This window comes from Klebsiella sp. R390, assembly GCF_051131745.1.
In the GTDB taxonomy this organism is placed as follows: Bacteria; Pseudomonadota; Gammaproteobacteria; order Enterobacterales; family Enterobacteriaceae; genus Klebsiella.
On record NZ_CP180445.1, the window covers coordinates 511,896 to 538,469 of the forward strand.

General features: G+C 50.2%; 22 protein-coding genes. 11 read left to right on the plus strand and 11 right to left on the minus strand.

What is annotated here, in order from left to right:
* Positions 1-172: 172 nt before the first annotated feature.
* A complete protein-coding gene (locus ACMYSP_RS02360; protein ID WP_434585368.1) occupies positions 173-2,881 on the plus strand; it encodes an NACHT domain-containing protein in 2,709 nt (902 codons plus the stop codon).
* Positions 2,882-3,489: 608 nt separating this feature from the next.
* On the opposite strand, the gene ACMYSP_RS02365 is transcribed toward ACMYSP_RS02360, so the two are convergent.
* From ACMYSP_RS02365 to ACMYSP_RS02380, 4 genes are all read right to left on the minus strand, one after another.
* Positions 3,490-4,350: an ABC transporter permease gene (locus tag ACMYSP_RS02365; RefSeq protein WP_434585369.1), complete on the minus strand. Its 861-nt coding sequence runs from the start codon at positions 4,348-4,350 to the stop codon at positions 3,490-3,492.
* Positions 4,347-5,180 carry an ABC transporter permease gene (locus ACMYSP_RS02370; RefSeq protein ID WP_434585370.1) on the minus strand — a complete coding sequence of 278 codons (834 nt, stop codon included), beginning with the start codon at positions 5,178-5,180 and terminating at the stop codon, positions 4,347-4,349. Before ACMYSP_RS02370 ends, ACMYSP_RS02365 begins: the two co-directional genes overlap by 4 nt.
* A 67-nt stretch (positions 5,181-5,247) precedes the next feature.
* A complete protein-coding gene (locus ACMYSP_RS02375) occupies positions 5,248-6,387 on the minus strand; it encodes an ABC transporter substrate-binding protein (protein ID WP_434585371.1) in 1,140 nt (379 codons plus the stop codon).
* 29 nt (positions 6,388-6,416) lie between these two features.
* Positions 6,417-7,466, minus strand: coding sequence for an ABC transporter ATP-binding protein (locus ACMYSP_RS02380; RefSeq protein ID WP_434585372.1), 1,050 nt, complete (start codon positions 7,464-7,466; stop codon positions 6,417-6,419).
* 162 nt (positions 7,467-7,628) lie between these two features.
* On the opposite strand from ACMYSP_RS02380, the gene ACMYSP_RS02385 reads away from it, so the two are divergent.
* Genes ACMYSP_RS02385 through ACMYSP_RS02395 form a run of 3 tightly spaced genes read left to right on the plus strand, consistent with a single transcriptional unit; the run spans position 7,629 to position 10,189 of the window.
* Positions 7,629-8,399, plus strand: coding sequence for an MBL fold metallo-hydrolase (locus ACMYSP_RS02385; protein ID WP_434585373.1), 771 nt, complete (start codon positions 7,629-7,631; stop codon positions 8,397-8,399).
* On the plus strand, positions 8,396-9,415 hold the full coding sequence (locus ACMYSP_RS02390; RefSeq protein ID WP_434585374.1) for a LacI family DNA-binding transcriptional regulator: 1,020 nt from the start codon (positions 8,396-8,398) through the stop codon (positions 9,413-9,415). Before ACMYSP_RS02385 ends, ACMYSP_RS02390 begins: the two co-directional genes overlap by 4 nt.
* Positions 9,416-9,424: 9 nt before the next feature.
* On the plus strand, positions 9,425-10,189 hold the full coding sequence (locus tag ACMYSP_RS02395; protein WP_434585375.1) for an inositol monophosphatase family protein: 765 nt from the start codon (positions 9,425-9,427) through the stop codon (positions 10,187-10,189).
* A 155-nt stretch (positions 10,190-10,344) separates the two neighbouring features.
* Here the strand turns inward: ACMYSP_RS02395 and ACMYSP_RS02400 are convergent, their stop codons facing one another.
* Positions 10,345-11,355 carry a DUF1214 domain-containing protein gene (locus ACMYSP_RS02400; protein ID WP_434585376.1) on the minus strand — a complete coding sequence of 337 codons (1,011 nt, stop codon included), beginning with the start codon at positions 11,353-11,355 and terminating at the stop codon, positions 10,345-10,347.
* A 497-nt stretch (positions 11,356-11,852) separates the two neighbouring features.
* Between ACMYSP_RS02400 and ACMYSP_RS02405 the strand changes: the two genes are divergently transcribed.
* Positions 11,853-12,077 (plus strand): hypothetical protein, encoded by a 225-nt coding sequence (locus ACMYSP_RS02405; RefSeq protein ID WP_434585377.1) that lies wholly within the window; start codon positions 11,853-11,855, stop codon positions 12,075-12,077.
* A gap of 977 nt (positions 12,078-13,054) precedes the next feature.
* Here ACMYSP_RS02405 and ACMYSP_RS02410 read toward each other — a convergent pair.
* A complete protein-coding gene (locus ACMYSP_RS02410; protein ID WP_434585378.1) occupies positions 13,055-13,966 on the minus strand; it encodes a LysR family transcriptional regulator in 912 nt (303 codons plus the stop codon).
* 147 nt (positions 13,967-14,113) lie between these two features.
* Between ACMYSP_RS02410 and ACMYSP_RS02415 the strand changes: the two genes are divergently transcribed.
* Positions 14,114-14,863: an SDR family NAD(P)-dependent oxidoreductase gene (locus tag ACMYSP_RS02415; protein ID WP_434585379.1), complete on the plus strand. Its 750-nt coding sequence runs from the start codon at positions 14,114-14,116 to the stop codon at positions 14,861-14,863.
* Positions 14,864-15,218: 355 nt separating this feature from the next.
* The gene (locus ACMYSP_RS02420) at positions 15,219-15,434 is read left to right on the plus strand and encodes a DUF6500 family protein (protein ID WP_434585380.1); all 216 of its coding nucleotides are present in this window, start codon (positions 15,219-15,221) and stop codon (positions 15,432-15,434) included.
* 247 nt (positions 15,435-15,681) lie between these two features.
* Here the strand turns inward: ACMYSP_RS02420 and ACMYSP_RS02425 are convergent, their stop codons facing one another.
* Positions 15,682-16,695: a LacI family DNA-binding transcriptional regulator gene (locus ACMYSP_RS02425; protein WP_071359347.1), complete on the minus strand. Its 1,014-nt coding sequence runs from the start codon at positions 16,693-16,695 to the stop codon at positions 15,682-15,684.
* Positions 16,696-16,808: 113 nt separating this feature from the next.
* Here ACMYSP_RS02425 and ACMYSP_RS02430 point away from each other — a divergent pair, with 113 nt between their 5' ends.
* Positions 16,809-17,639, plus strand: coding sequence for an SDR family oxidoreductase (locus ACMYSP_RS02430; protein ID WP_434585381.1), 831 nt, complete (start codon positions 16,809-16,811; stop codon positions 17,637-17,639).
* 7 nt (positions 17,640-17,646) lie between these two features.
* Positions 17,647-18,789 carry a phytanoyl-CoA dioxygenase family protein gene (locus tag ACMYSP_RS02435; protein WP_434585382.1) on the plus strand — a complete coding sequence of 381 codons (1,143 nt, stop codon included), beginning with the start codon at positions 17,647-17,649 and terminating at the stop codon, positions 18,787-18,789.
* Between the two features lie 211 nt (positions 18,790-19,000).
* Here ACMYSP_RS02435 and ACMYSP_RS02440 read toward each other — a convergent pair whose 3' ends face one another.
* A complete protein-coding gene (locus ACMYSP_RS02440; RefSeq protein WP_434585383.1) occupies positions 19,001-19,915 on the minus strand; it encodes a DMT family transporter in 915 nt (304 codons plus the stop codon).
* Positions 19,916-20,016: 101 nt separating this feature from the next.
* Here ACMYSP_RS02440 and ACMYSP_RS02445 point away from each other — a divergent pair, with 101 nt between their 5' ends.
* Complete coding sequence (locus tag ACMYSP_RS02445) at positions 20,017-20,931, plus strand: LysR family transcriptional regulator (RefSeq protein ID WP_434585384.1); 915 nt, start codon at positions 20,017-20,019, stop codon at positions 20,929-20,931.
* A gap of 418 nt (positions 20,932-21,349) precedes the next feature.
* Positions 21,350-22,468 carry an aspartate-semialdehyde dehydrogenase gene (gene asd / locus ACMYSP_RS02450; protein WP_434585385.1) on the plus strand — a complete coding sequence of 373 codons (1,119 nt, stop codon included), beginning with the start codon at positions 21,350-21,352 and terminating at the stop codon, positions 22,466-22,468.
* A 115-nt stretch (positions 22,469-22,583) separates the two neighbouring features.
* Here asd and ACMYSP_RS02455 read toward each other — a convergent pair whose 3' ends face one another.
* The 3 genes from ACMYSP_RS02455 to ACMYSP_RS02465 all read right to left on the minus strand — a co-directional run bounded on the left by ACMYSP_RS02455 (position 22,584) and on the right by ACMYSP_RS02465 (position 26,567).
* A complete protein-coding gene (locus tag ACMYSP_RS02455; RefSeq protein ID WP_434585386.1) occupies positions 22,584-23,903 on the minus strand; it encodes an NAD(P)/FAD-dependent oxidoreductase in 1,320 nt (439 codons plus the stop codon).
* Between the two features lie 240 nt (positions 23,904-24,143).
* Positions 24,144-24,833 (minus strand): GntR family transcriptional regulator, encoded by a 690-nt coding sequence (locus ACMYSP_RS02460; protein ID WP_123753905.1) that lies wholly within the window; start codon positions 24,831-24,833, stop codon positions 24,144-24,146.
* Between the two features lie 234 nt (positions 24,834-25,067).
* Complete coding sequence (locus tag ACMYSP_RS02465) at positions 25,068-26,567, minus strand: aldehyde dehydrogenase (RefSeq protein ID WP_434585387.1); 1,500 nt, start codon at positions 26,565-26,567, stop codon at positions 25,068-25,070.
* Positions 26,568-26,574 lie beyond the last annotated feature (7 nt).

The window sequence follows — 26,574 nt, forward strand, 5'->3', positions numbered from 1 at the left end:
GATACCGTCAGAACGTACCGCAGAAAGTTTACTTTTTCAAACGTACATTTTAATAATGTATAATTTTTATAGAGATTGTTAATACATCTCACATAAAGAGATAGACCATTAGCGTACTTTATGATTAGTATGAGGAGTATCGTCTACATCAAAAAATACAGAGTAAATGAATATGGAAGATACTAGCCAGCAACTGTACCTGAAAGCTATGCAAAAAATGAAGGAAGATGATTTTTCGAAATATCTTATAAAACCACTGTTTGAATCTATGGGTTTTTACCGTGTTGACTTCTACGGTGGGCCCTATGAATCAGGCAAAGACTTAATAGCATTTGTTGAAGTCCCGGTGAACAAAACATTGAGTTACGCCATCCAATCAAAAAAAATTGGTGAAGAGTCTAATACATCAGAAAAAGCAATTCTTGGGGAGCTTGTTTTTCAGTTAAGACAATGTTTCACAAATTCAATCAAGTTGCATAATGGAGAAGAGATAATTCCTGATCAAGTATATTTAGCAAGCCCATATCAAATAAGCATTCGTTTAATTGATGAAATTCATGGGATGCTAAAAATAGATGGTAAAAAAATTGAAGTGTTGGATGGCCCATTAGTTATTAACTTATTGAAAAAATATAAACCAACGTTACTTGAGAAACTACTGTCTGTAGATGATATATTCAGCACACAAGACACTAGTCAATTGTGCAATATAGAACTGATGTCTGCTTTAAATCAAAAAGATTCAATACACAAACTTGATTGCTATAGCGATCTAGCATTTTTCATGGGGACAATAGATAGTAACGTATTGATAAATAGTAGATTTACTATCAAGTCAGAGAGATTTTATGTTACTCAAAGTAAATGGGAATGGTTTGAGCGAACAGTATATAAGCCATTAAAGTCTTTGACTACTATCGAACCTCTAATGCAAGATGCCGCTTCGGTCCTAAGAAAATACAACAATGAGTTAAGTGTTTTTACATCAAAACAGAATAGGGAAATTAAGAGTGGCATAAATCAAGCTAATCAGTTGTTGGCTGGCAATATCTCATTTATAAGGGAAGTAATTTCAGAACTAGATACAAGCATTAACAATATAAATACATATAAGTTAGAGAACGCTAACCTTGGTATAATGATTAATAGCGTGACTTTCTTGAAAGAATGTTTAGAAACAAACTTTCAAGAAAAAATTATCAACGATTTTACTAGCTTTGTAAGTGCAAGTAAACTTCAGGAGATTGCAAAAGTGAATGCGAGAAGTTTATTGCCAAAAATAGTCGAGTGTTTTAAGAAGGTCAAAGCCTCGCAGTTGCAAAGTATAGAAATACGTAAGTTGAAAGATGAGTATAAAGAAGAACCTAAAATTGAGTATGAATTTAATAGTGAACTGATCAACTCATGGTTGAGTGAAAGATGTAAAAAATATAAATTTGATATACAAGCTATAAATTCTGGCAATAATAGTATTGATATATTCCGGTTTCTTAATGACACACAAACTACATTAAATGTACTTGATATACTTGTAAACAAACTGGAGGATAGTGAGAAGGTATTTTCTAAAGAGATACTTATGGATAGCATGGGACTTATAGATGGTCTCTCGACATCACCATTCAGACTTTTTGATTGCCAGCATGATATAGCTGTATATGGCAGCGCTGGGGCTGGAAAAACAACAACACTGCAAATGTATGCGAGAAAATTAGAACTGGAAGGGAATAGAGGATATATATACTTACCTTTAAATCGATTCTTAAATAAAGTTGATATGAATATTGAATCAAAATCAAAAAACTATGACATTTTAATGAGTATGATTTTGATCTCAAAATCACTTGAACCTGTTCGAGAAAATATAGAAAAACTTGAGATTCATCTACGAAGTAAAAAAAGAAATAAAATTATTCTTGATGGATTGGATGAGGCTTACGTAAAATTCCCTGGGATAATCGAAGCAATTAATTTTTTCAAAAGCAAATTTGATAATATTCAGTTGATAATATCCAGCAGGGATTGTGTAAGTTATTTGTCTGAAATTAATTTCTTAGGCATTACACTCATGCCTTTCAGTGAACCTCAGTTATACAGTTTCATTCAAGCATGGTTTAAAGATAAAAACCAAGCATTAAGTGAGGTTATGATTGATAACATTAAGGCAAAAAAAATATCTGACATAATCAGAACACCATTATTAGCAACATTACTTTGTGATTTAGCTGAAAAAGGAATAGATATCCCTTCAAGTGAAAGTGAGATTTTCACAAAAAGATTAGAATTATTATGTGGTTCTTATGACACATTTAAAGATATTAAACGTACAAGATTATCACAAAGTATTTTAATCAAGGCATCCCATAAGATTGCTTTCGCTATGCACTCAAAGACTCTAAGAGCAGCGACTAAGCAGGAGCTTGTTTCTTTTTTAGTTCGTGACTCTAGTTTTAATTATGAGGAATCTACATGCTCTTTAGCAGTTGCTGAGCTAATCGACCCTTGTAACATACTTATTTTCGATCCAATATCTGAAACATTTTCTTTTGGTCATCTAAGGTATCAGGAACACTTAGCGTCATTAGAGTTAATGCAGAATCGGTCAATAGAAATTATTCATTATCTAAAAAATGATTGGTGGCGTGGTGCCCTGTGCCTTTATGCACAATGCTGCGAATTCTCTATTTTATTGGAAGAATTCACATTGAAATACACTAATATTAAACCTGCGTTAATTACATTGCGTGAAATGGTTAAGTTCAGGCCAGAGAAAGAACGTCGCCATTTGAATGAGCTAGTTAACAATTATGAACATTCAGATGATGACTATTTCAACGCCTCTTCTGAATGGGATGATAGCTGGAGTGCTGATACCTACTAATTTAGCCATTGTTATTCCAGTTTGTCATGGTATGAACGAACTGAGATCGACCATCTCTGCCAAGGGCTTGCTTGTTATTGTCCTGAATGAATCTCATCCTTTGAATTTAGTGATCTCTGTGATGAGATTGTTGCGCAGACATATCCGATTTGGTAAAAGACAGACATCTTAATTTGGCCTTCACAATAATTGTTAAAGCTCATTGGATTTTTCTCTTCACTGACTAGCTAGAAATGCCTAGATGCTGAAAAGGCCGCTGAGAATTCATACCGCAGCGGCCTTTTGAGCATAACTTGATTGTTCGCGCACATTTAATTTATTGCTTTAGTTAGAGTTTTCACCATTAGCAAGTCCTGCATCCCGATGTGATCGTCCGCTCTTCGCTCATAGCGGACCTTCAGCCCATTTAGCCTGGCCGCCGGGTGCCAAATGCAGACATTGCTCGCATAAATCAATTATTGCTATGTAGTCATGCAGCCATTAGCAAGAGTGGCGAAGTATAAGCACGGTGATTCCCTGCAACAACCTGCGATGCGCCTGGTTTGAGGCGCATCGCAACCGAGGGGAAGATTCGTCATAGCTGGCTTCAGAAGCGCGATACGCCCCCCTCACCCTTTACCCAGCTTCGACAGCATTTCCGGGCGCATAAACTTATGGATGACCAGCATAAACAACAGCGACGGCACCAGCAGAATCAGGGCCGTGATAGATGACACCTGATAGTTTCCCGACATACTGGCGTTGTACAGCAGCAGCGGTAGCGTGCTGATGTCCGGTGCGCCAACGAAAAACGTACCGGTAAATTCATCCAGCGATTCGAGGAAAACAAAAATACTGGCGGCAATAATGCCTGGCGAGGCCTGCGGCAGCACAATATGCCAGAAGGTGTAAATCGGCCCGGCGCCGAGGTTACGCGATGCCCTCGCCAGCAGCGGGTCTACGGCAGAAAAGGCCGCCACGCAGATCCATACTGAGTACATCAGGCCGTGCATGCTGTGTACCAGCACCACGCCGGCAATCGTACCGTTTAGCCCCCACTGGTAGAAAAGCCGGGCGATATTCATGTACACCGTCAGATTCGGAAACGCCTGCGGAATCAAAAACAGCAGCATGAACAGCACCCGCAGCGGCATCCCTCGCCGTGAAAGCGCATAGCCTGCCGGCACTGAAATCAACAAACACACCACCACCGACAATACTGCAATGAGCACGCTGGTCAGCATCGAGCCGGATACATCACTGTAGGGACTGAACACCTGATACCAGTATTTCAACCCCCATTGACTCGGCAACGCATGGGGGAAAAACCAGCTCTCTGCTACCGTCCAGATAAGCAAGTTCAGCAGCGGGCCAAACATCGTCAGCAGCATAAAAATCAACAGCAGCGTCTGGAGCGGCAGACTGGCGCTCAGTTTTCGATGCCCTTTCGCCAGCCACGTTTTCGGCAACGTCATACTCACCTCTTTCATAAGTCCCCCCCCTTCTGTTGCAGGCTGTGACGCAGGTAGAACCACGATAGCGCACCGCAAATCAGCAATGACACCACGCCCAGCGCGTTGGCCACCGCGTAGTCGCCGTAAGAGTTGACGCGAAACGCCATGTCCACGGTCATCATCGTCGGCGTGCCGACGCCAATCATCAACGGCACGGACAGCACCGACATCATGGTCACGGTAGAGAGCACCAGCGCCACACCGATAGTGGGCAGCACCTGCGGCAGAATAATGTCGAACAGAATGCCCGGACGCGAGGCCCCGAGATTTCGTGCGGCGAGGATTTGCGACGGCTCCAGCGCCGCCATTGCGCCGCAGATAAGCAGCGTGGCGAACGCCAGCTGTTTCCAGACAAAGGTAATGATGATCCCTTTCCAGCCCAGCCAGGAAATCGTCTCCATCGGCGTAAACAGATCGGTTGCCACCAGCGCATTGTTCATCAGGCCGTTTTTGGCCAGAAAGGTGCGCATCATCTGTGCTGCCACAATAAACGGGATAAACAGCGGCAGACGATACAAGAACCCCAGCATGCGCACAATTGGCCGACAGGGTGACAACGTGATGACCGCCGAGAGCGTGATGGAAATGACAGCCAGCAGCGCCACGGAGATCAGCACAATCACCACCGTAAAGACGATATCGCTGGAATAGAGGGCATAAACCTTAGTGAAATGGCCCAGGGTCAGTTGCCCCGCATCGTTGGTAAACGCAGCAATCAGTGAGAACCCAAGCGGGTACAAAAAGAGCACGGCGATCATCAGCGCGGCGGGGACGACCAGTAACAGATATTTCAACGAACGGCGCATAGCAAACCTGACATCAGAAAAGAAACGCTCAGGACGGCGTCATGCCGAACCTGAGCATTAGCGATAATTAATTGGCGACCTGGCTTTCGTAGCCTTCTTTTATGTCGTCAAAGTAAGGGGCTATCGGGAAGCTTTTACCGTGATCCGCCAGCGCTTGCGGGGATATTTCCGCGAACAGCTTCTGCCAGGTTGCCGGATCCAGCTTCGGCTTCACGTGCTCCGCATCAATACCTGGGTACCAGTTAAACTGTTTTACGATCCCCTGCGCCTGCACGTCAGGGCTGGTTGCCAGCTCGATAAACTCACGCGCCAGCTGCGGGTTTGCCGCCTTCGCCGGGGTCACGTAGTACATCGGTTGCCCTGGCATACCCGGCGACAGCAGCGCCAGCTTGATGGATGGCGGCAGCTTGCCCTGGTCTTTCCAGCTGTAGAACATATCCACCCACACCGGCCCCATGGTGATCTCACCGCGACTGAGCATATCGAGCGTACCGGCATTGCCTGGCGTAAAGGTCACGTTCTTATTGAAGGCCTTCAACTTCTCGTACGCCTGGCTCCAGTTTTTCTCCACGCCTTTGTCGTAAGGCAGCGCGGACAGACGCCCGGCGTCCGTACCGTAGGCGTATATCCAGCCCACCACGAAGCTCACTCCGGACATGCCGTTTTTGATGCCGTTATAGCCGAAAGCCTGCGGGTTTTTCTGCGCCCAGCTCACCAGTTCGTCATAAGACGCCGGGGGCGTTTTGATGGCTTCGCTGTTCCAGGCGATGGCGGTCTGGCTTAAGAACATCGGCATTACGTAGCCATCGACATTCACGCCGAGGGCATTTTTCGCGCTATCCGCGCTCACCATGCTGCCGGTACTAATCTGCTGGCGATATTTCTCCAGCAGCCCTTTTTCCACGAGTTCACCACCGGCTTTCTGGTGAACGACTGCCACATCTATATCCCAGGTCTTCGCACCACTCTCTTTTTGTGCGCTCAGTTTCTCGATGATTTTATTCGAGCCAGCATCTCCAGGCCCCGTACCCACCACCTGCACTTTCACCCCTGGATGTGCCGCTTCAAACTTCGGCCCCAGCCAGGTTTTCACATAATCCACCATATTCTGATCGCCTGCTGTGGCAACGTTCAGAATGGTATCAGCCTGCACGCCGTAGCTCAGAAACAAGGCCGTCATTACGGCAGCTTTCGTTTTAGTAAACATGGTCTATCCCCAAAATGAACACAATGAAGTCAACTTGCTTGAGACGATGGAAAAATATGTAAAGCAGCGGCCGGAACGTGAAGTCGTACGGATGACTGCGCAGGCCAGCACTGGGTTGAATCCGCCAGTAATACGCGCTCGCGACAGCGCACGCTGTGGCGGTATAAATTGCCGAGAAAAGCACTTTGCTCGACCACGCCATTAAGGGTTACCCCCTCGCCCGGCCCGCGGTCGGTTAATGCGTAAAGTGCTGCATCGGCGCTACGAAAATAAAGGGTGCAGTCGCGGAAATCGTCGGCATAACACTCCCCTTGCTCGCTCGTGGAAATATTCGTTTTCGCGAAGAAGTCGTTAACGTTGATTTTATTGTCCGCGCCCATGAAATCAGCAACGAATGGCGTTGCCGGACGCTGGTAAATATCTTCCGGGGTTCCTATTTGCTCTATGCGCCCGTTATTTAACACCGCAATACGGTCGGCCATGACCAGCGCTTCCTGCTGATCGTGGGTCACAATTAATGAGGTAAACCCGAGGCGTTTTTGCAAAGATTTAATTTCATGCCGCACGTTGAGACGTACTTTTGCATCAAGGTTCGACAGGGGTTCATCCAGCACCAGCACGTCCGGCTCAATGGCCAGCGCCCGCGCCAGAGCAACACGTTGCCGTTGCCCGCCGGAAAGCTCGGTGACCTTCACATCCGCCAGACCGGCCAGATTAACGATGCTGAGCAGTTCCGCAACGCGGCGGTCAATATCGTCACGACGCCATTTGCGCAGTTTCAACCCATAGCCAATATTGCGCGCGACCGTCAGATGCGGCCACAGTGCGTAGCTTTGAAATACCATGGTGATATTGCGCTGCTCCGGCGCACTATGGGTAATATCACGGCCGGCAACGGTAATCTCCCCGTGTTTTACCGCAATAAACCCGCAAAGCGCATTGAGAAGCGTTGTTTTTCCGCAGCCGGAGGGTCCCAAAAGCGCAATCATCTCGCCTTTCTCGACGTGCAGATCGATATTATGCAACACCACCTTTTCGCCATAGCTAATTTGAATCCCGGCTATCTGTAAATAACTCATGTTTATTACCTAAAAATCGCTGCGGTGACTTTTTTTACTGCGATGAACACGTGTTCATTCGAATGTAAAAAAAATGCAATGTTGACTCGACATTATGTGAGCCTACTTTGTCGGGTATTTGTGACAATTTAATTAAGCGTCAAACATTTTTGGTGAGAGAACATGAAAATAGATGTGCTTGGGTGCGGTAGCGCCTTCTCCCGCGAGCAAAATACCTCTGCGCTGCGGATAATCGATGAGATGAACCGACAATGGTTAATTGACTGCGGCCCCACGATTCCACGGGCATTGTGGCAACGTGGAGGCGACGTCAATGATATCGACGCCGTCTATTTCACCCACGTCCATCCGGACCACTGTACCGGGCTAACGGCGCTGCTGAATCACTGGCACAGCTTCTCGCGCCAGAAAACGTTGATTATTTACAGTCAGCCGCAGCAGCGCCCCGTGCTAATGCAGTTGGCCGCACTCGCCAACTGGCCGCAGACCACACTGTGTTTTGATCTCGACTGGCGCGACACCACCGACGCATGGAGGTGGCACGACTGGTATATCCAGACCGCCGAAACCCGGCATGAACTCACCAACCGCGCCATTCGTATCACCCAGGGTGAGCAGACGTTGTTTTACAGCGGCGACGGTCGGCCAACGCCAGAATCGGTGGCACTGATGGAGGGGGCCGGTCTCGCATTCCAGGAGTGTGCCTCACTGACGGCTCTGGACGATGATGCGTCCCACGGTGATTTTCCCTCCTGCCTGGCGCTGTTTCAGCACCTGAATCTCCCGGCACTGGGGCTCTATCATTGTAACGACGCGATTTTGCATGACCTGAAGCGCGCATGCCAGCCCAGCAACGGGTTGTTCGTCAGCTATGACGGTCTGCAATGCACGCTTAACACCCCCGTGATTTCCAGCGAGGAACGCCCGGCATGAGTTCCGCCTCCCGTAAACAGAGCGTTACCGCGCAGGATGTCGCCTACCGGGCGGGCGTTTCGCGGGCGGTGGTCTCTCGAGCACTGAGCAACAACGGCAGTATCTCTCCCGCCACCCGGGAACGGGTCCTGCGCGCGGCAACGGAGCTCGGTTATCAGGTTAACTTTCTCGCGCAAGGGCTAAACCGCCGCCGTAGTCATCTGGTCGGCGTGATTGTCTCGCGCATTAGCGACCCGTTTCGCAGTAGCCTGCTGGATGCCCTGCTGAGCGAGATCCAGCGGTGTGGTTTTCAGGCGCTGGTGAGTGAAATCCACAGCGAAAAGGATCTGGCCCACACGATGCGTCGTTTTGCCCAGTTTCGGGTATCCGGGGTGATCGTGACCTCGGGTCAGCCCCCGGAATCACTGGTGAACGAGTGCGTGTCGCAGCAGATCCCGGTGGTGGGTATCAACCGCCAGCCGGATATCCCTTTCGTGGATTACGTCAGCTCAGACAACGTCTACGGCGCAACCCTCGCTGCCGGGCAGTTGGTGCACAACGGCTGCCGTCGTTTTGGCTGGCTCAATACCGCGCACTCCACCTGGGCCGGTCGAATGCGCGGCGAGGCCTTTTATCAGGCGCTACAGACTTTAGGTGTCGAGACCGCCCACAATCTGCAATCGATTATCGCCCCCGCCGAAGGCTACGACGGTGGATTTCAGGCCGCCGTTGGGGCGGATGAGACTCTTGAGGGCATCTTCTGTGCCAATGCACAGCTGGCCTGCGGTTTTCTTGACGGGATGCGCCAGCGCGGCAGACACAGTCCGGACGATTTTCAGCTCATCGGTTTTGACAATACGCCGCAAACGGCGCAATACAGTTACCAGCTCACCACCCTGCATCAGGATGTCGAGGAGATTTCCCGTCAGGCATTAACCCGCCTGCTGGAACGTGCCGACGATCCGTTGCAACCCTCGCGGACCATCTGGGTGGATGTGCAACTCATTTCCCGGCGCACGTCGCCATTACCTCAATAAGAGCAGGCTATGACCGAACAACAACACCAGTCACTATGCGCATTGATTCGCCAGCTGGGCGCAGAAGCACAGGCATTACGTAATGCCGAATTACAGGTGGATAAAAAAGCGCGTCAGGATTTTGTTTCACACGCCGATCGGTATGTGGAACAAGAGATCAAACACTGGCTGAACGCCCACTATCCACAGGATGGCTTTCTCGGGGAAGAGAGCGGGCTGCAGGCCGGTGAACACGGGACCTGGGTGCTGGATCCTATCGACGGGACGACCAACTATATTCAGGGGATGGATTACTGGTGCATCTCACTGGCTTACGTTCGCGGGAACACAACGGAGCTGGGAATTATCTACGCCCCGGATCGTCATGAATTTTTCTTCGCCCGCCGGGGTGAAGGGGCGTTTCTTAACGACCAGCGTCTGATGCTACGCGAGCCGGATCCAGAAACGGTGGTTATCGGTATGGGCCGCTCCAGCCGCGCGCCGGTCGAAAACTATACCTGCTCCCTTGCTCGCGTACTCAATGCCGGCATGGAGTATCGCCGCTTTGGTGCCGGGGCGCTGATGCTCGCTCACGTTGCTACCGGGCAGGTGCATGCCTATTACGAGGAGCACATGAACAGTTGGGACGCGCTGGCGGGGATGTTGATCATTGTTGAAGCGGGCGGTACCAGTAATGTCTTTCTCGCCGATAATGGCCTGGTAAACGGCAATCTGGTGCTGGCCGGGTGTGCTGGTGTGCAGGCGCGTCTTTCCGCCCTGCTGGTGAGCCACTAAACGTTCGCGTCAGACTGCCGTCAATCAGCGAGGCCAGTCCGGATGACCGGGATTATGGAAGCAAACTCCCCGCGCCTGAAAGATCCCTACTGGCCATTCGCCGGAAGCAGACAACCAGCGTCAGATTGGCGTCCTTGTGTTATCGATAGCGCCGATTAGTTAACCTCAACAGGTGTCGGTACAGTGTAAGAGCCGTTAATCACCGATTCACCAGGGCGATAGATACGCATCCCCAGATACCAGTTATCACCCGGGGTTGGCAGCCAGTTTTCTACCTGACCACAACGTTCTTTCGGGCCGAAGTAGAGCGTAAACTTACCATCTTTATCTGATTTGATGGTGTGGTTATCCAGGTGCGAATTTTCGCTGTGCAGGTACTTATCAGCACCATACATGGTGAAAGAGAAGAAACCGCCTTTACCAAAATCAGGGCGGTCATAGGTTGCCTTGTAGCATTTGTCACCTTTCAGGCCATAATCACGGTAAATATAAACTGCATCTTTCGGTGGCAGCAGACCCAGCGCTACCGCTGCGCCAAGGTTAAGCATTTTCGGGTCGACTTTACCTCGGGATCCGACAGTGTCGTTCAGGTTTGGCAGTTTCGCCGCCTCAGCTTGATATTTCGCACGCAGCGACATCAGGCTCTTCTGGTCCCAATCGACAATCTTATACTCTTTCGCTTTCACACCTTCTGGTAGCGTCACCTTGATAGCATCCTGCAACTGATGGACATAATTAATGTCCTGAGGATCGCCCGGATTGACCTGAGTACGAACGACAATACCAACAAACTCCGTTTGCGCTTTGATTTCAAAAGTACCTGGCCCATAGAACACCTGGTCGGTGTAATCGTCATTCTGCATGATCATCGCAGATTGATAGCGGTTATCTTTTGAGTTTGGTAGCGTCAGTTTGGTGCCTTTCGGAACATAAAAGGTCCCGAGTGAGTAAATTGTGTCACGGTTCATGGTAACAGCAGGCTGCTTGTCGAGGGGAATCAGCGAGCGATCATGGCGGAATGCGTTGCTACCCACATCTTTAACTACGCTCTCAAGCGACATATCGACCTCAGCTCTTGCGTAATTTTCAGGGGTGACCGTCTTCGCAGCATGCGCACCGAAACTGATGGTGGCTACGCTTAATGCAATGAGTGTTAATTTATTCACTTGTTTACCCTTTCTGTTAAAGAAACAATGACCCTGCAATACTCAACGCTACGAGTATGACAAAACAATAGAGCTTTACTGTCTCAGCGTAGAAGCTGGTAGGTCAATTTTGGAGATATTTATTAATGAACACTGCGTATGCTGAAGCTCGTAGTCGCATTGGTATTATTATCCCGTAGGACTTTCACCTGGCTGCGAAGCCTATTTTTCTCTGTTAATTCAATGTGATGCTGCTAAATCCCTGCCGTAGTATTCGTTGAAAAGCAGGTCACGTTGAAATACCACAGAGAAATAAAACGTTCGTACCTTACTCAAAGCTGCGGTCATATGTTTCGCACTACAGATTTTGAATCAACAGTGGAACAATCTGCTATGGGCAGAATCACTTCAAAGTCTGAACAGGACAAAATTTAATTCCCCCCTACATTTAGTGGTAGCTACGAGAAAGTTATTCATCTATTCTGCCTTTATCAGCGAGCGAGCCGGGGTCACTCTGTGTGGATAATCCCATAATTCAGAAAATCATCATTCTCTTTATTCTCATCCTGTGGGTAATAGATGAATTCAGGACAAAAAAGAAAAAATACTCTGAACCCGCCATTGAAGAAGCTGATTCCAGAGAACGCCATGAATGGCGCTATCTCAGATGGGGATTCCGGGCAATACAAGTGGCAGCGACGGCGTATATCTTAATTCAGCTGATTCAGTTATTACTGAGATAGATAGCACAGGCCCGAACAGAAACACCGGACGGTCCGGGCTGACAGTGGTTGAACTTCAGTGGTAGCAGCGGCGAATGTCCCCTGTGTGCCAAATATAGTCATTCGCACCCTGAGTCACTTCATATTATATTTTTTACATAAATTTCTCGAGGCTCAATATGCCTATACCTTTCATGCCTATACCTTTCATGCCTATATTAATAGGCAGCATCATCAACGCCATCCCAGTATTAGTGTTGTATTTTGTCGTCAGCAAGAAATTTAACCGACTGGTCCCATTAGTCCTCCTTTCAATCATTTACTCAGTGGGGAATTCCGTGTATTGGATTTCTAACCACGTTGACCTGACGCTGATTATCACGTTTACCGTCTTAGTAATTGCAGGTGTGATTTGTCTTGTGTCTATACTCAGACGTGAAGGGAATAGACTGAAATCATGGTCTCTCGCAAGTAGCGCTCTTATTCTATGCTCGGTTATTCCATTCGTAAGGCTGCAATTATTTTTGGAACAAGTCTCACCTACGTTTTTTTATCCGTTGATAGCAGTATTATTGGCTGTGGCTGTTCTTTCATTAGCTTTCGCTCGAGGTCTTGGTGGGCCGTTGACTAACGGGGCTGCATATCTAAACGGAAATGCATCTAAGACTTATGCTACCCGGACAGAAATAGATACGGATTTAGCCATCAAAGGCAGATCTGTGCTGTCAGATACAAATCTCGATGAAGTCGAGCGAGCGATATACCGTAAAGCCCTGGACGAGAAAGACAACGGATAACACCAGCTTTCAGTCGCCACGTTAACAGCGTGGCGATTTTCATATCAGCTAACCTGCCGCTCGTTTTTCATACACCATACAGACAATAATGTCCGCAGATCGTTTATAGCGGAGGACCGCCGAGGGCGGATATTAGAGAAGAGCACAATAGAAAAGCAATTGGTGTATCTTTTGCACCCCTCTGGATCATCAGAGGTATGTTTATCGGTAACCGCGCAGTGCGGATGGGAATACCTCGGTTAGCCAGTCAATAAACACTCGTAACCGGTGCGTCATGTACCTGTTCTGCGGATAGACGACATAAAAAGGATAACTCGCGGGACGCCATGCCTGTAGGATCTCAACAAGTGTGCCGTTGTTCAGTTCATCTTTCGCCGCATAGTAAAAAGTCTGGATAATTCCCATCCCGGCCACGGCCGCAGCCAAATGCGCATTACTTTCGTTAACCCCGATGTGATGCTGCGTCTTCATCTCCCGCATTTCACCTTCTACGGTAAAGCGAAAAGGAAAGGCTCTGCCCGTCAGCGGAGACAAATAGCTCACCAGCTTATGTCCATTTCTTAATTCATCCGGATACGCAGGTACGCCAGCGGCTTTCAGGTATCCCGGCGTAGCACAGGTCACCATCGAGGCATCACCAATATGACGGGCGATCAACGATGAGTCATCGAGAGAGCCACCACGAATTACACAGTCCACATTTCCGCTAATAAGATCCACCGGCCTGTCGGACACGCCTAAATCGATTTTGATTTCCGGATAGCGCTGCAAAAAATCCGGTAACGCCGGGATCAGGACCTCCCGTGCGGTAGAGCCGCCGACATCAATACGCAGATACCCTTTAGGTCTGCTCTGCGAGGCGCTAAACGCAGTGTCTATCTCCTCAATATCAATTAGCACCCGAGAGGCTTTTTCATAATAGTCCTGACCCTCTGGCGTTGCGACGACGCGCCGGGTCGTGCGATGTAAAAGACGCACACCGAGATGGGCCTCCAGTGATTTAACAAGCTTACTTAATGTGGCATTCGGCAGATTCAGTGAATCCGCTGCCCGCGTAAAACTGCCGGTTTCCACCACTCGCGTAAACGCACGCATAGCCATTAACTGATCCACGTTATGTTTCTCCGTGTGACATCTGATTATTCACCTGTAGAAATAGTGTTTTCTATTTTTACTAATTTATCAATAATTCCTCTGTGGCTAAAGTGTGTTCACCGGCTGAATGACGGCCAATTCGAAACAACGTCGAGGATATGAATCATGAGTAAACCACTTTCAGACAAAATTGCCCTGGTCACGGGCGGCAGCACAGGAATCGGTCTTGCCAGTGCTCAGGAACTGGCGGCGCAGGGGGCAAAAGTCTACATCACCGGACGTCGTCAGCAGGAACTGGATGCGGCCATCGCGTTGATCGGCTCGTCGGCTAAGGGGATTCGGGCCGATGTATCCCGTCTTGACGATCTGGATAAGGTTTACGCGCAGATTGCAGAAGAGTCGGGGCGTCTGGACATTTTATTTGCTAACGCCGGTGGCGGAGATATGCTGCCGCTGGGTGCCATAACCGAAGAACATTTTGACCGGATTTTCGGGACTAATGTTCGCGGAGTAGTATTCACCGTCCAGAAAGCGCTGCCACTGCTTGGCGCTGGTTCATCCATTATCCTCACCGGCTCCACCGTTTCGGTAAAAGGGACGGCTAACTTTAGCGTGTACAGCGCCAGTAAAGCCGCAGTGAGAAACTTTGCTCGCTCATGGGCGCTGGACTTGCAGGGGCGTGGTATTCGGGTGAATGTCGTGAGTCCGGGTCCGGTCAAAACGCCTGGATTAGGGGGACTGGTTGCTGAGGAAGCGCGTCAGGGCCTGTTTGATGCACTGGCGGCGCAGGTTCCGTTGGGCCGGATTGGTGAGCCAGCGGAAGTCGGCAAAGCCGTTGCGTTTCTGGCTTCTGATGCCGCCAGTTTTATCAATGCCATAGAACTGTTTGTGGACGGCGGTATGGCGCAGATTTAAAGCTGATATCACACCGTCAACTCCCTCGAGGCGACGGGTTTTCAATGGACGGCTGGTGTCACGCAGTTTTAACTTCACAGTGTGACAGCGCACAATACGGCTCCAGCCATCCCTGATAGGTTTTATCATCTCGCAAAACATAGCGACCGTTTGCAAATCACTTCACCATCGTCAACAAAATTTGCGCAGAACTCCCTTCTTATGACGAGTTTTGGCCAGACGGCTGCTGTGTGCCAGGAACGGACCTTAATCAGATGCTTCACAATGAGTGGGTAACCGATTATTGTTTTAACAGAGCGCACGGACTGATGTTATATCGTAACGCTCTGACCCTGAAAATATATAAGGAGTGAATGTGCAGCCAGGAATGAAGGAAAAAATCATCAAGACGTGTGAGGCAAAAATTGCTTCTAAGGGCAGCAATGTAGGGCTTTCGTTCTATGCCTTTTTTGCCAATAAAAATGATGATCCTGAACTGCTGATGGAGGTTGCGCATTGGTGGATTATGGAGATGAAACTAGATCATTTTGAAAAGGCAGAAAGGATAAAATCCCTCGTTTTAGCCATGTAGCGTACCTGTAGTTATAGGTTCTTCTGAAACAATGGGTTTAGCAGAGGACTGACTTAACCCGGTTACTGACCTGACAGATGTCATGAACTTCCGCTCCTCGCTCTAAGCAGACCTTCACAGCTGTCATGCACGTTGTCACTTGTACACATTTAAGCGCTCTCGAAACCTCATCGGCACTGGGGGAAGTTAAAACGGTCTGGCATGATCGACTAAATACAATCTGTTCCCTTATAAACAACAAGTTAATTTAAATATTGTAAGGTGTGACCACAATGACACGCGATGGCGCTATTTCATTCTCTGTTTCCGGCAAAAAGCCATGGAAACGCAGGATGGCGCTAAATGCTGACCGTGCGTCTTCACACAGGTCATGATCAATCACCGCATCCATTTTTTCAGCAGCCAGCAGACTGCGGTTTTCCTCATCCAGATCGTGGCCAATAAAGACTTTTATCTCTCGTTGCATCGCTGCAAAAGCCCGTAGAATAGCGCTGTTTCCCCCGCCTACGCTGTAAACAGACTGGATTGAAGGGTCCTGTTCCAGCGCTTTGCGCATCTGCGTAAAAGTCAGCGTATCGATACCATATCCTTCACTGACGGCGATGGTCTTCAGATACGGTGCCCGATCGCTTAGCGCCTGGATAAAGCCTGCCATGCGCTGTTCTTCTCCGCGAAAATCCTTACTGCTGAGCACGACTGCGACCGTTTGCGCTTCTTTCAAAAGCCATCGCGACAAGAGCCATGCTGCTGTTCTCCCCGCCCCCGCATTATCCATTCCCACGTAACGGATACGTCTGCTGTGCGGCAGGTCAGTGACCAGCGTGACAACCGGAACATTAAGCTCCGCCAGTTCCGCAATAGCGCTTTCAAGCAACGGATGATCGCTGGCTTTGAGCAACACGCCGTAGCTGTCATTGCCGCAGCGGCGCAGTTCACGTTGCAACTCCTCAGGCGTGACTTCTTCAAAAATGTGGCAGCGTAGCGTCAGGCGAAACGGTGAAAAGGTTTTAATTTGGCTGAGCAGCGCCGCGACCGTCAGTGAACTGAAGCGTTCCGGCGTGTGCATCACCAGGTCGATCGGCAACGTGCGACCGCTTGCAAGGCTGGTGCGCTGTTGTAATTCCAGATCGCTGATTGCCTGCGCAATGCGTCGGGCTGTACGGGGACTCACGCTGCCGCGCTGGTGCAACGCCCTGTCGACCGTAGCTTTACTCACGCCTGACTGGGCTGCGATTTGTTTGATGGAAAATGACCTTGCCATAAATTGAGGTCTTTTTGAGGTTATGTGTACATATTGTTAACCGAATGTAGCTGCTAAGGTCAGGGTAAGCAAGCGAACAAACCCGATCTCTCCTCAATAAGAAAGGACAACAAATGGACATGATTAATGGCAGTGGTTTTAACAACAAAGTGTTCGTCGTTACTGGCGGAACCCAGGGACTCGGCGCAGCGGTTACCCGTCTGCTGGTAGAGCGTGGGGCGCGAGGCATCATCATTTGCGGACGTAACGTGAAAGCCGGACGTGAACAAGCAGAAACCCTTAGCCATGGCGGATGTGAAGTGATATTCGTCGAAGCGGATATCAGTTCGCCAGAAGCCTGCAAAAAAGTGGTGGACGCCGCAGAATCGGCGTTTGGCACGCTGCATGGACTGGTGAACTGTGCAGGCATGTCGGACCGTGGCACCATCCTTGATACCTCTCCGGAATTATTTGACGCCATCATGGCGGTCAACACTCGCGCGCCTTTTTTTCTGATGCAGGCGGCGATCAAACTGATGATTGCCAGGGGCGTACAAGGCAGCATTGTTAATATCATTACCATGACTTCCCACGGCGGCCAGAGCTTCCTGACCGCCTACGCCGCATCGAAAGGCGCCCTGGTCACGCTGACCAAAAACGTGGCCTTCAGCGTTATGCGCAACCGGATAAGAGTAAACGGCCTGAACATTGGCTGGATGGACACGCCGCATGAACACGACATCCAGCGGCAATATCATGATGCTGAAGAAAACTGGCTTGCCAGTGCTGAGCAGGCCCAGCCTTTTGGCCGATTGCTGAAGCCAGACGAGGTCGCCCGTGGCGTAGCATTTCTCCTTTCAGAGGAGTCGGGAATGATGACAGGCGCGGTGATCGATTTCGATCAAAGCGTGGTCGGTTGCGGTGACAACGGCGGTTTTCAGCCACCACATGCCCTGACGCTGTGAGGTAAAAATGAATACGCCCTATATTAATGACAGCCATATTTCTCTCGATAAGTTCGCCACGCTATGCGCGCAAACCTTGCGTAAGGACGATTTCCCGCTGGCGCGTTCCGCCGATAAAAACGTACCGATCTATCATCATGATGATCTGCTTGCCGCAGCCAGAGCCGATCGTCAAACCATGCTGGGCGAACTGCATCACGCACTGTCTGGCGGACCAGGCGTGTTCGTGGTTCAGGGCTTGTACCGCGATGTCTCAGCCATAGACTGCAGCAATAAGGTGTTTGACGATATTCTCGTCAGTGAAGCGGCAAACGGTGGCGGTGGCGATCACTTTGCCAAAGCCGGTAGCAATGGACGTATCTGGAACGCGCTACAAAAAGTCGCTGAGCGTGATGCCGATGCCTTCGTCGACTACTACAGCAATCCTTTACTGGCCCTGATTTGCGAAGCCTGGGTTGGCCCCGGCTATGAAATCACGGCCCAGGTGAATCAGGTCCGCCCGGGCGGTAAAGCGCAGCAGCCGCATCGGGATTACCATCTCGGTTTCCAGATTAATGAGGTGGTTGCCCGCTTCCCGCTGCCTCTGCAGATTCTGTCGCAATACCTGACGCTTCAGGGTGCGGTCGCGCACAGCGATATGCCGGTAGAGTCAGGACCGACGCAGCTTTTACCGTGGTCGCAGCAATATGCTGAAGGATACCTGGCATGGCGCGATCCGCGCTTTATCGAATTTTTCCAGCAGCATGCCATTCAGTTGCCACTGAAAAAAGGCGACGGGCTGTTCTTCAATCCGGCGCTGTTCCATGCCGCGGGGAATAACGTGACGCAGGACCATGTCCGTACGGCTAATTTGCTGCAGGTCTCATCCGCATTCGGCAAAACAATGGAAAAAGTGAATCACGTCAAAGTCATGGAAGCGATCTATCCCGTTTTGCTGGATAAACCATTAACCGATGAGCAGCTACAGGCAGTTGTGGCTGCAAGCGCTGAAGGTTATTCCTTCCCGACCAATCTTGATACCGATCCGCCGCTGGGTGGCCTGGTGCCAAAAACACAGCAGCAGTTGTTGCTTGAAGCCTTACAACAAGGTTGTACGGCTGAAGAGTTTATTCGGCAACTGGCAAATCACGAGAGCAAGAGAAAAGCTTAGCAGCGCATATGTGGCAGGCATGGCGTAATTTGCTCACGTGTGGATTGCGCCATGCCAATGTTTCCCTGGATTATCAAATGCGGTGAGCTGGTTTGCCGTGTAGCCAGTCGGACGAATATGTTCTTACTATCGCTCCTCGTTCAAAACAGTCCTGGGCAGCGGTCAGTTAAGTGCCAAAAGTGGAAGTACCTTTTGTCACAGTGCGTTTTGTTTATGACACGATAGCGTTGAATGCTCTTTTCGCTGATTTGCCTGAGCAAAGTGCAATTCCGCAGATAATCAGTAGCGCGCTAACCAGATGATATAAATGTAATGGTTCACTGAGAAACATCACGCTGAATAAACCACCACTCAGCGGGATGAAGTGGGAAAACACTTCTCCACGCGTCGCGCCAATCGCCTGAATGCCTTTATTCCACAACAAATACGAGAGCCACGACGGAAAAATAATCAGGTACAGCAGACCAATAACCAAACCGCCGTGACTAAATTCGGCAAGCGCCGGAATGCCATTTTTTGCCATAGAGAAAATCAATATTGGAAGAAGCACTACAGCACCTATCGTCGCGCTAACGGCCACAAACGCATTCCCCCCTACTTCACGAGGTTTAAGACGCAGAAACGCGCAATATACCGCCCAGCTTGCTGCCGAGCCCATCGTCCACAGATCGCCACGATTGAGATGCTTTAGGGTATCCAGATGCCATAAATCCCCCTGCATCACCAGCCAGACTACACCGAAAGAACTGATAATCACCCCAGCGATATTCTGAGCTGTTATTTTTTCTTTGAAAATGGTTTTATTGATCAATATAACCAATGCCGGAGTCGTAGACAAATAAATGGCAGCATTAAACGACGAGGTATATTGCAGACCAATGTACAGGGTCAGTGGAAAAAGTACCTGCCCAAACAAAGCCAGCAAAGTAATTATGTGAAAAGAACGCTGTATAGCGTTCCATTGCTCACGAATCTGCCTGTGGTAGAGCGCTACCAGCAACATGGCAGTGAATATCCAGCGAGCACAGGATAATAGAACAGGGTCGACAAGACTGACTAACAGATGTCCCACCACATAATTCCCGCCCCAAAAGCACGCGGCGAGCGTGAGTAATAAATAAGGCATAACTACACCCCTCAATAATACAATTTTGTTCCCGGAACATTACCGCGAAGAAAATGGAGATGCTAATATAAAGTTTTGCTCAAATGGTATCGTTTTAAACTATGAAGTTTACTCTCAGGCAACTTGAATTTTACATCGCCTTAGCAGAAACATTGCAAGTTTCTAAAGCGGCCAGTCGTTGTCACGTTTCGCAGTCTTCCATGACAGTCGCGTTACGGAATCTGGAAGAGGCACTTAATGCACAGCTCTTTCTGCGTCAGCCAAAAGGGATCCGACTCACGTTGGCCGGGGAACGTTTTCTGACGCATGCCCGCACGATCATCAGCAACAGCCACATCGCCCTGGAGGATTTGCATCGTCAACCGGAAACGACGGCCGGAAAAGTGCGAATAGGGATAGCCCAGACGCTCTCGGCATACCTACTACCGGAAATGCTTAGTGACATTGAAAACCGTTTTCCCTTACTGGAAATCGACTATTTCGAGGCCACGGCACCTGACCTGCTGACCGCTCTACGCCAGCAGCAGGTTGATTTTTGTCTACTACTCACTTCAAACATTGAGCGCGACAGCAACCTTGAGGTCGAAACCATTATTCGATCGTTGCGCCAGCTGTGGATCGCCCCGGGACATGCCTTGCTGAGTCAGTCTGTTATCCGCCTACGGGATATCGAGAAGCTGCCCTTTTTGATGCTCGAAACCGACCAATACCCCACGGTGATCACCCAGGTCTGGCAGCACGCTGGCTATCAGCCCGGCATCCACTTCCGCAGTAACTCCTTTGAAGCGGTTCGCAGCCTCGTCGCCCAGGGCAACGGCATCACCATCTTATCCGACCTGGTCTACCGCCCCTGGTCGCTAAACGGTCAGCGTGTCATTCGCCGGACGATTGAGGACTGCATCACCTACATGGACGTCGGCGTAGTCACCAACGCCAGACAACAACTGTCAGTTCCGGCTCAGCGATTAAGGGATTTTCTACGTGCGCTGATTGTGAGACTTGAGGGTAAGAGCTAAGTGCGTTGTCAAAAATCGGTCCAGGGAAGCTAAAGAATGAATGGCTACAGCTTCGGTAGTCATCTTTTAAGCTGGCAGATTAGTGCTAACTTCCGCTGTTCGCTCAAAGCAGACCTTTGCAGCGATCGGTTAAGCGCCAGAAGCGGATATCTGAGAGACACGAATCCAATTTCATTCGTACCTATTCCTACCTTTTATTGCTGATGTCGTGAAGCAGCGACTTAATTTATTTTCCTGATTAATATCATATGATTAAAAAATTCTTTTATGCGAACCCGCTATAAAAACCGCTGATACCGTATGAAACATTTTAATAATGAAGGAATCTGGTGCAATTCGTAATGACCTTCATTTTGGGATGAGATATAACGTGCCTCGAAAAAATTAACATTCTCATAACTTAGTGAAGGTTAAGCACATGAAGCAAGTTGGCATTGTTGGTTGGCGAGGCATGGTGGGTTCTGTTTTGTTACAGCGAATGGTCGAAGAGAACGACTTCGACCATATTTCTGCACATTTTTACAGTACTTCAAGTGCCGGTGCCGCCGGGCCCGTCATTGGCGGCGTCAGCTACACACTCAAGGATGCTAATTCCATAAGTGCCCTGGCCGAAATGGATATCATCATAACCTGCCAGGGCGGTGATTATACGAAAGCAATATACCCTGCTTTGATTAATCAAGGCTGGAAAGGCTACTGGATTGACGCAGCCTCAGCGCTACGGATGGATGACAACGCCTGCATTATTCTCGACCCCGTCAATCGCCCCACTATTGATCGCGCAGTCAAAGAGGGAATTAAACTTTTTGTCGGTGGCAACTGTTCCATCACACTGAGTCTAATGGGGCTAGCCGGGTTGATAAAAGCTGACCTAATCGAATGGATGAGTGTGATGACCTATCAGTCTGCATCTGGTGCAGGGGCTCAATATGTTAGGGAATTAATCGCTCAAAGCGCATTTATAAGTCAGCATTTAACCTCCGATGAACTGGCATCTTCAGGTTCCGTGCTTCCGTTAGTCAATAAGGTCAGTGAACTGATTAACAGTGCTGACATGCCCACCCACCATTTCGGCGCACCGTTAATGGGTAGCATCATTCCATGGATAGACAGCGATTTAGGGGATGGTAATAGCCGGGAAGAATGGAAAGGTGAGGCAGAAACGAACAAAATTCTGGGTCTTTCTCCGGGTACGATCCCGGTAAATGGTTTGTGTATTCGTGTCGGCGTGATCCGCTGCCATAGTGCTGCAATAACCATGAAGCTCAAGCGTGAAGTAACCGAAGAAGAATTTGCAGAATTAGTCACGCATTCCCACCCCTGGGTTAACTATGTGCCCAATACCAAGGATGAAAGTGTCAGTAAATTGACTCCGGCTCATATCAGCGGTTCGCTTCAGGTTGGTATTGGCCGTTACAAGAAAATGTCGCTAAATAATGACCCTGTCTACTCGGTTCTGACGGTTGGCGATCAGCTATTGTGGGGAGCGGCGGAACCATTACGCCGGATGTTGAATATTCTGCTTGGCAAAGTCTAACGCATATAAGTTAGCCAAAAGCATCTACCTGGCAGGTGCTTTTGTGATGTTGTTTCAGGGTTGCTTCAGCAACCCTGTTAGCACATAAACCATTGTGTTATCAATGAGGTAAAGACTATACCTCAAGCCCTGCTCTGTATTGTCCCCATTTCAACACCGAATTGACGCCAATCGACAAAAACGGCTCCGGCGGCGTTTTATTTGGCCCTGGTGATGACTTGAGAAAATGAATTAATTCATTGTTTTCGCCGGCAATCATATCCGCCAGCAGTTTGCCCGTGGCCGTACCGCGCGTGATCCCGAGGCCGTTACAGCACAGTGCGCCATAGACGTTATGGGCCAGCTGGCCGAAGAAGCCTTCATGATTTTCTGACAGACAAATGGCCCCGCTCCAGGAGTATTCAAAATCGACCTGATTAAGCGTGGGGAAGCGCCGCTCAAAGGATTTACGGTGCCGGGCAATAAAGTTCTTCAGGTGATGCTCTCGCGGGCGGCCATCCGGGTGGAAGCTAAAGCTATTACGCATCAGAATTCGGTTATCCATCGTTCGGCGCACGGTGCTGCCAAACGGATGAGCCGGGATCACGCCCCACACCGGCTTACCGCCCAGCAAGGATTGCTCGTCGGTCGTCAGCGGACGGGTCAGACTGCCGTACAGGAAGGTGGGCAACAGCCGTCCGCGCAGGAAGCCAAAGTGCGATGCAAAGGCGTTATTCGCCAGGATCAGCTTATCTGCGGTGATGCAGCCGTTATCATGTACCAGCGTGATTTTATCGCCGTAATCAATGGAAGCGATCGGCGTATGTTCGTAGAGCGTCACGTTCGAAGGCAGACTGTTTGCCAGCCCTTTTACCAGCGCAGATGGCTGGAGCAGAATAGTCCCCGGAATATAGAGCGCTTGTTTATAGTACGAGGTGCCGATATGTTCCGGGAGATCTCTGCCTGCAATCATCTGCGTGTCACGGCCAATCTTCTCCAGCCCACGGCGATAGGCCTCCAGAATCGCCACGCCCTGCTCGCCCACCGCCGCCTGGTATTTTCCGGACTCGGACATCTGACAGGCGATCCCCTGTTCCTTCACGATAGCGCGCAGGTAGTCCTGCCCCAGAGTATTGAGCTTGAGTATCAGGTTGGCGGTTTTCACATCGCCAATATAGTCCTTCGCGCCAATGTCATGCGGCACGTCAATAGCAAAACCCGCGTTACGCCCGGAAGGACCAAACCCCACCTCCTGCGCTTCAATCAACACGATTTCATCATCAGGGAAGTTAAGCGCCATCTGACGCGCCGCTGCAAGCCCGGTTAACCCGGCACCAACGATTGCCCAACGCGCATGCTTTTGCCCAACATGGGCAGGACGCGGGGTGCGCGATGGACTGGTGTGATACCACCCTGGCAGGGCGTCATCGGCAGGAAGAGAGGTGATCTTTTGCACGTTAATTACTCCGGTACGCTGTCATGTTTGCTTATTCGCTTGAAATGCGAGGCTGGGATTATGTTATCCAGGCTAAAAAAATGAATACGTGATGTATATCTCATGTATACAACAAGTATAAATCCAGTTAAATCAAGGTTAATTCAGACGTGTAAAAGCCCCCGTACGTGCGGCGATATGACTCTTTCCGGTACTGTTAATCCTACAGGCGGATGCCTGCAGGCTGGTCTTTATGCGGGGTTACTCAGGAGACTGCACACGCTCATCGGCTTTCAATCCCTGAGGGGCAATAAACATCTCCATGTTTTCCCGCGACAGCTCCCAGTGTTCAAACACTAAATCCACCACGGCCTGCTCATCGCGCGCCTCCAGTGCGGCAATAAAAGCATCGTGATGATCGGCAGAAAGCTGCAGACGTCGCTCCATATCCTCATTCCGCGGCCGGAAAAAAGTATGACCTATGCGGCAATGGTCAATCAGCAAACGCCCAAGGCTCGGCTGCAGATAAGGGTTGGCCGCCATCTCCCCCATGATTTCGTGAAAGCGGTTATTCTCCAGCGCCAGCGCTTCTGCATCATGGCTGTGCACCGCTTTGCGAAAGCGCTTTTGCGTCTCTTTCAGCGCCTTTAACTGCGCCGGCTTGTAGTGTTGCACCGCAAGACGTCCGGTGGCCGCGTAGATCATCGGCGCCACCAGGAAAAAGTTACGCAGCGTCGCATGGCTCATGGGGATAACGCGAACGCCGCGCTTTTCGACAATCTCAAGATAGCCTTCACCCGCCAGGCGCTGAAATACTTCGCGCACCGGCGTGCGTGACAGGCCGTATTGCGCAGTCAGGCTGGCTTCATCCAGCAGCTCATCCGGATCGAGTTCCATCGTTAAGATGTGCCGCTTGAGATCCTCATACAGCGCTGCCTTCCCCGTTCCCATTACCGCCTCCTGAATATCAACCTGTTATGCTGCTTAACCTACAGATAAAGGGGCGTTACAGCAAAAATTATCCACCGCCGGGATCACGTTCTGCCCATTTCACTGCTGGCGCGGTGAAAAGAAGCGGTGTTCTGTCGGTGAGAGAAGATGCGTCCCTGCGTTCTCTTAAGGCTCGCCGCCACCCGCAGACAGAATCAGAAAGACATTCTCGCTTCCAGGCCGTTTCATAGGGCTTCAGGCGTCGTCTTCTGCCACATCAATCCAGATGGTCTTCAGTTCGGTGTACTGATCGAGGGCAAACACCGATTTATCACGCCCGCCAAAGCCGGACTGCTTATAGCCGCCAAAAGGCGTGGTGGCATCCCCTTCACCAAAGCAGTTCACGGTCACCGTTCCGGCGCGAATCGCACGGGATACACGGATCGCGCGATTGAGCTTGCTGGTATAGACCGACGCAGCCAGGCCATACGGCGTGTCATTCGCCAGCGCAATGGCTTCGGCTTCGGTTTTAAAGGTGGTCACGCACAGCACCGGTCCAAAAATCTCCTCCCTGAACAGCGCGCTTTCAGGGGTTACGCCGTCGATTACCGTCGGCTGCACGTAAGCGCCCTGCTCCGTGTCGCCGCCATGCAGCACGCGCAAACCTTCCTGACGCGCCGTGTCGAGGTAGCTGCTCACCTTGCTGAAGTGTTCCGGGGAGACCATCGTGCCAAGCCGGTTGTGCGGATCGAGCGGGTTGCCCATCGTCCAGCCGCCTATCTGCTTCGCCATCTCCGCCAGTAGCGCTTCTTTTACCTCTTCCTGCACCAGCAGGCGCGAGGTGGCAGAACAGTTCTCGCCCATGTTCCAGAATGCGCCGTTAAGCACGTGTCCGGCTACCGCAGCAATATCATCGGCATCATTAAAGACCAGCGCCGGATTTTTGCCGCCGCACTCCAGCACCACCTTTTTAAGATTGGACTCCGCCGCATAATGCAGGAAACGACGTCCGGTTGCCGTGGAGCCGGTGAAGCTCACCATATCGATATCGGCATGCAAACCTATCGGCTCGCCCACCGCTTGCCCGGTACCGGTGACAATATTCAGCACGCCCGCCGGTACGCCTGCCGCAAACGCCAGCTCCGCCACCCGCAACGAGGTCAGAGAGGTCTGCTCAGCCGGTTTCACCACCACCGAACAGCCTGCCGCCAGCGCCGGGCCTATTTTCCAGGCGAGCATCAACAGCGGGAAGTTCCAGGGCAGGACGCAGCCCACCACGCCAATTGGCTCACGAACCACCAGCGCCATGGCGTTACCAACCGGCGCTGTGTGATCGTAAAGCTTGTCGATCGCTTCCGCATGCCACTTCAGCACATGGATAGTCTCCGGCACGTCCACGGCCAGACACTCGCTAACCGGTTTTCCGCTGTCGAGGCTTTCCAGCACCGCCAGCGACTCAAGTTCCTGTTCCATCAGTGCCGCCAGCTTAAGCAGCACGGACTTACGTTCGCCCGGCGCCAGCTTGCTCCAGCTACCGGCCTCAAAGGCCGTTCTTGCGGCGCTTACCGCCGCGTTAACGTCGTCAATATCACAGGCCGCGATATTGACGATGGCCTCACCGGTCGCCGGATTGTACGTCGTCAGCGAGTTACCGGAACGCGCGGCGGCAAAACGACCATTGATAAACGCTTTGTCAGGAAGCGGAAGATCGTGCGCAAGGCGCGTGATGTCATTAAGCGTCTGAAGCTGTTTCATTGTGCCC

Excerpts from the sequence above, each read along its gene's own strand:
- ACMYSP_RS02360 (WP_434585368.1), top strand. The coding sequence starts at position 173 with ATGGAAGATACTAGCCAGCAACTGTACCTGAAAGCTATGCAAAAAATG.
- ACMYSP_RS02365 (WP_434585369.1), bottom strand. The coding sequence starts at position 4,350 with ATGAAAGAGGTGAGTATGACGTTGCCGAAAACGTGGCTGGCGAAAGGG.
- ACMYSP_RS02370 (WP_434585370.1), bottom strand. The coding sequence starts at position 5,180 with ATGCGCCGTTCGTTGAAATATCTGTTACTGGTCGTCCCCGCCGCGCTG.
- ACMYSP_RS02375 (WP_434585371.1), bottom strand. The coding sequence starts at position 6,387 with ATGTTTACTAAAACGAAAGCTGCCGTAATGACGGCCTTGTTTCTGAGC.
- ACMYSP_RS02380 (WP_434585372.1), bottom strand. The coding sequence starts at position 7,466 with ATGAGTTATTTACAGATAGCCGGGATTCAAATTAGCTATGGCGAAAAG.
- ACMYSP_RS02385 (WP_434585373.1), top strand. The coding sequence starts at position 7,629 with ATGAAAATAGATGTGCTTGGGTGCGGTAGCGCCTTCTCCCGCGAGCAA.
- ACMYSP_RS02390 (WP_434585374.1), top strand. The coding sequence starts at position 8,396 with ATGAGTTCCGCCTCCCGTAAACAGAGCGTTACCGCGCAGGATGTCGCC.
- ACMYSP_RS02395 (WP_434585375.1), top strand. The coding sequence starts at position 9,425 with ATGACCGAACAACAACACCAGTCACTATGCGCATTGATTCGCCAGCTG.
- ACMYSP_RS02415 (WP_434585379.1), top strand. The coding sequence starts at position 14,114 with ATGAGTAAACCACTTTCAGACAAAATTGCCCTGGTCACGGGCGGCAGC.
- ACMYSP_RS02425 (WP_071359347.1), bottom strand. The coding sequence starts at position 16,695 with ATGGCAAGGTCATTTTCCATCAAACAAATCGCAGCCCAGTCAGGCGTG.
- ACMYSP_RS02430 (WP_434585381.1), top strand. The coding sequence starts at position 16,809 with ATGGACATGATTAATGGCAGTGGTTTTAACAACAAAGTGTTCGTCGTT.
- ACMYSP_RS02435 (WP_434585382.1), top strand. The coding sequence starts at position 17,647 with ATGAATACGCCCTATATTAATGACAGCCATATTTCTCTCGATAAGTTC.
- ACMYSP_RS02440 (WP_434585383.1), bottom strand. The coding sequence starts at position 19,915 with ATGCCTTATTTATTACTCACGCTCGCCGCGTGCTTTTGGGGCGGGAAT.
- ACMYSP_RS02445 (WP_434585384.1), top strand. The coding sequence starts at position 20,017 with ATGAAGTTTACTCTCAGGCAACTTGAATTTTACATCGCCTTAGCAGAA.
- asd (WP_434585385.1), top strand. The coding sequence starts at position 21,350 with ATGAAGCAAGTTGGCATTGTTGGTTGGCGAGGCATGGTGGGTTCTGTT.
- ACMYSP_RS02460 (WP_123753905.1), bottom strand. The coding sequence starts at position 24,833 with ATGGGAACGGGGAAGGCAGCGCTGTATGAGGATCTCAAGCGGCACATC.
- ACMYSP_RS02465 (WP_434585387.1), bottom strand. The coding sequence starts at position 26,567 with ATGAAACAGCTTCAGACGCTTAATGACATCACGCGCCTTGCGCACGAT.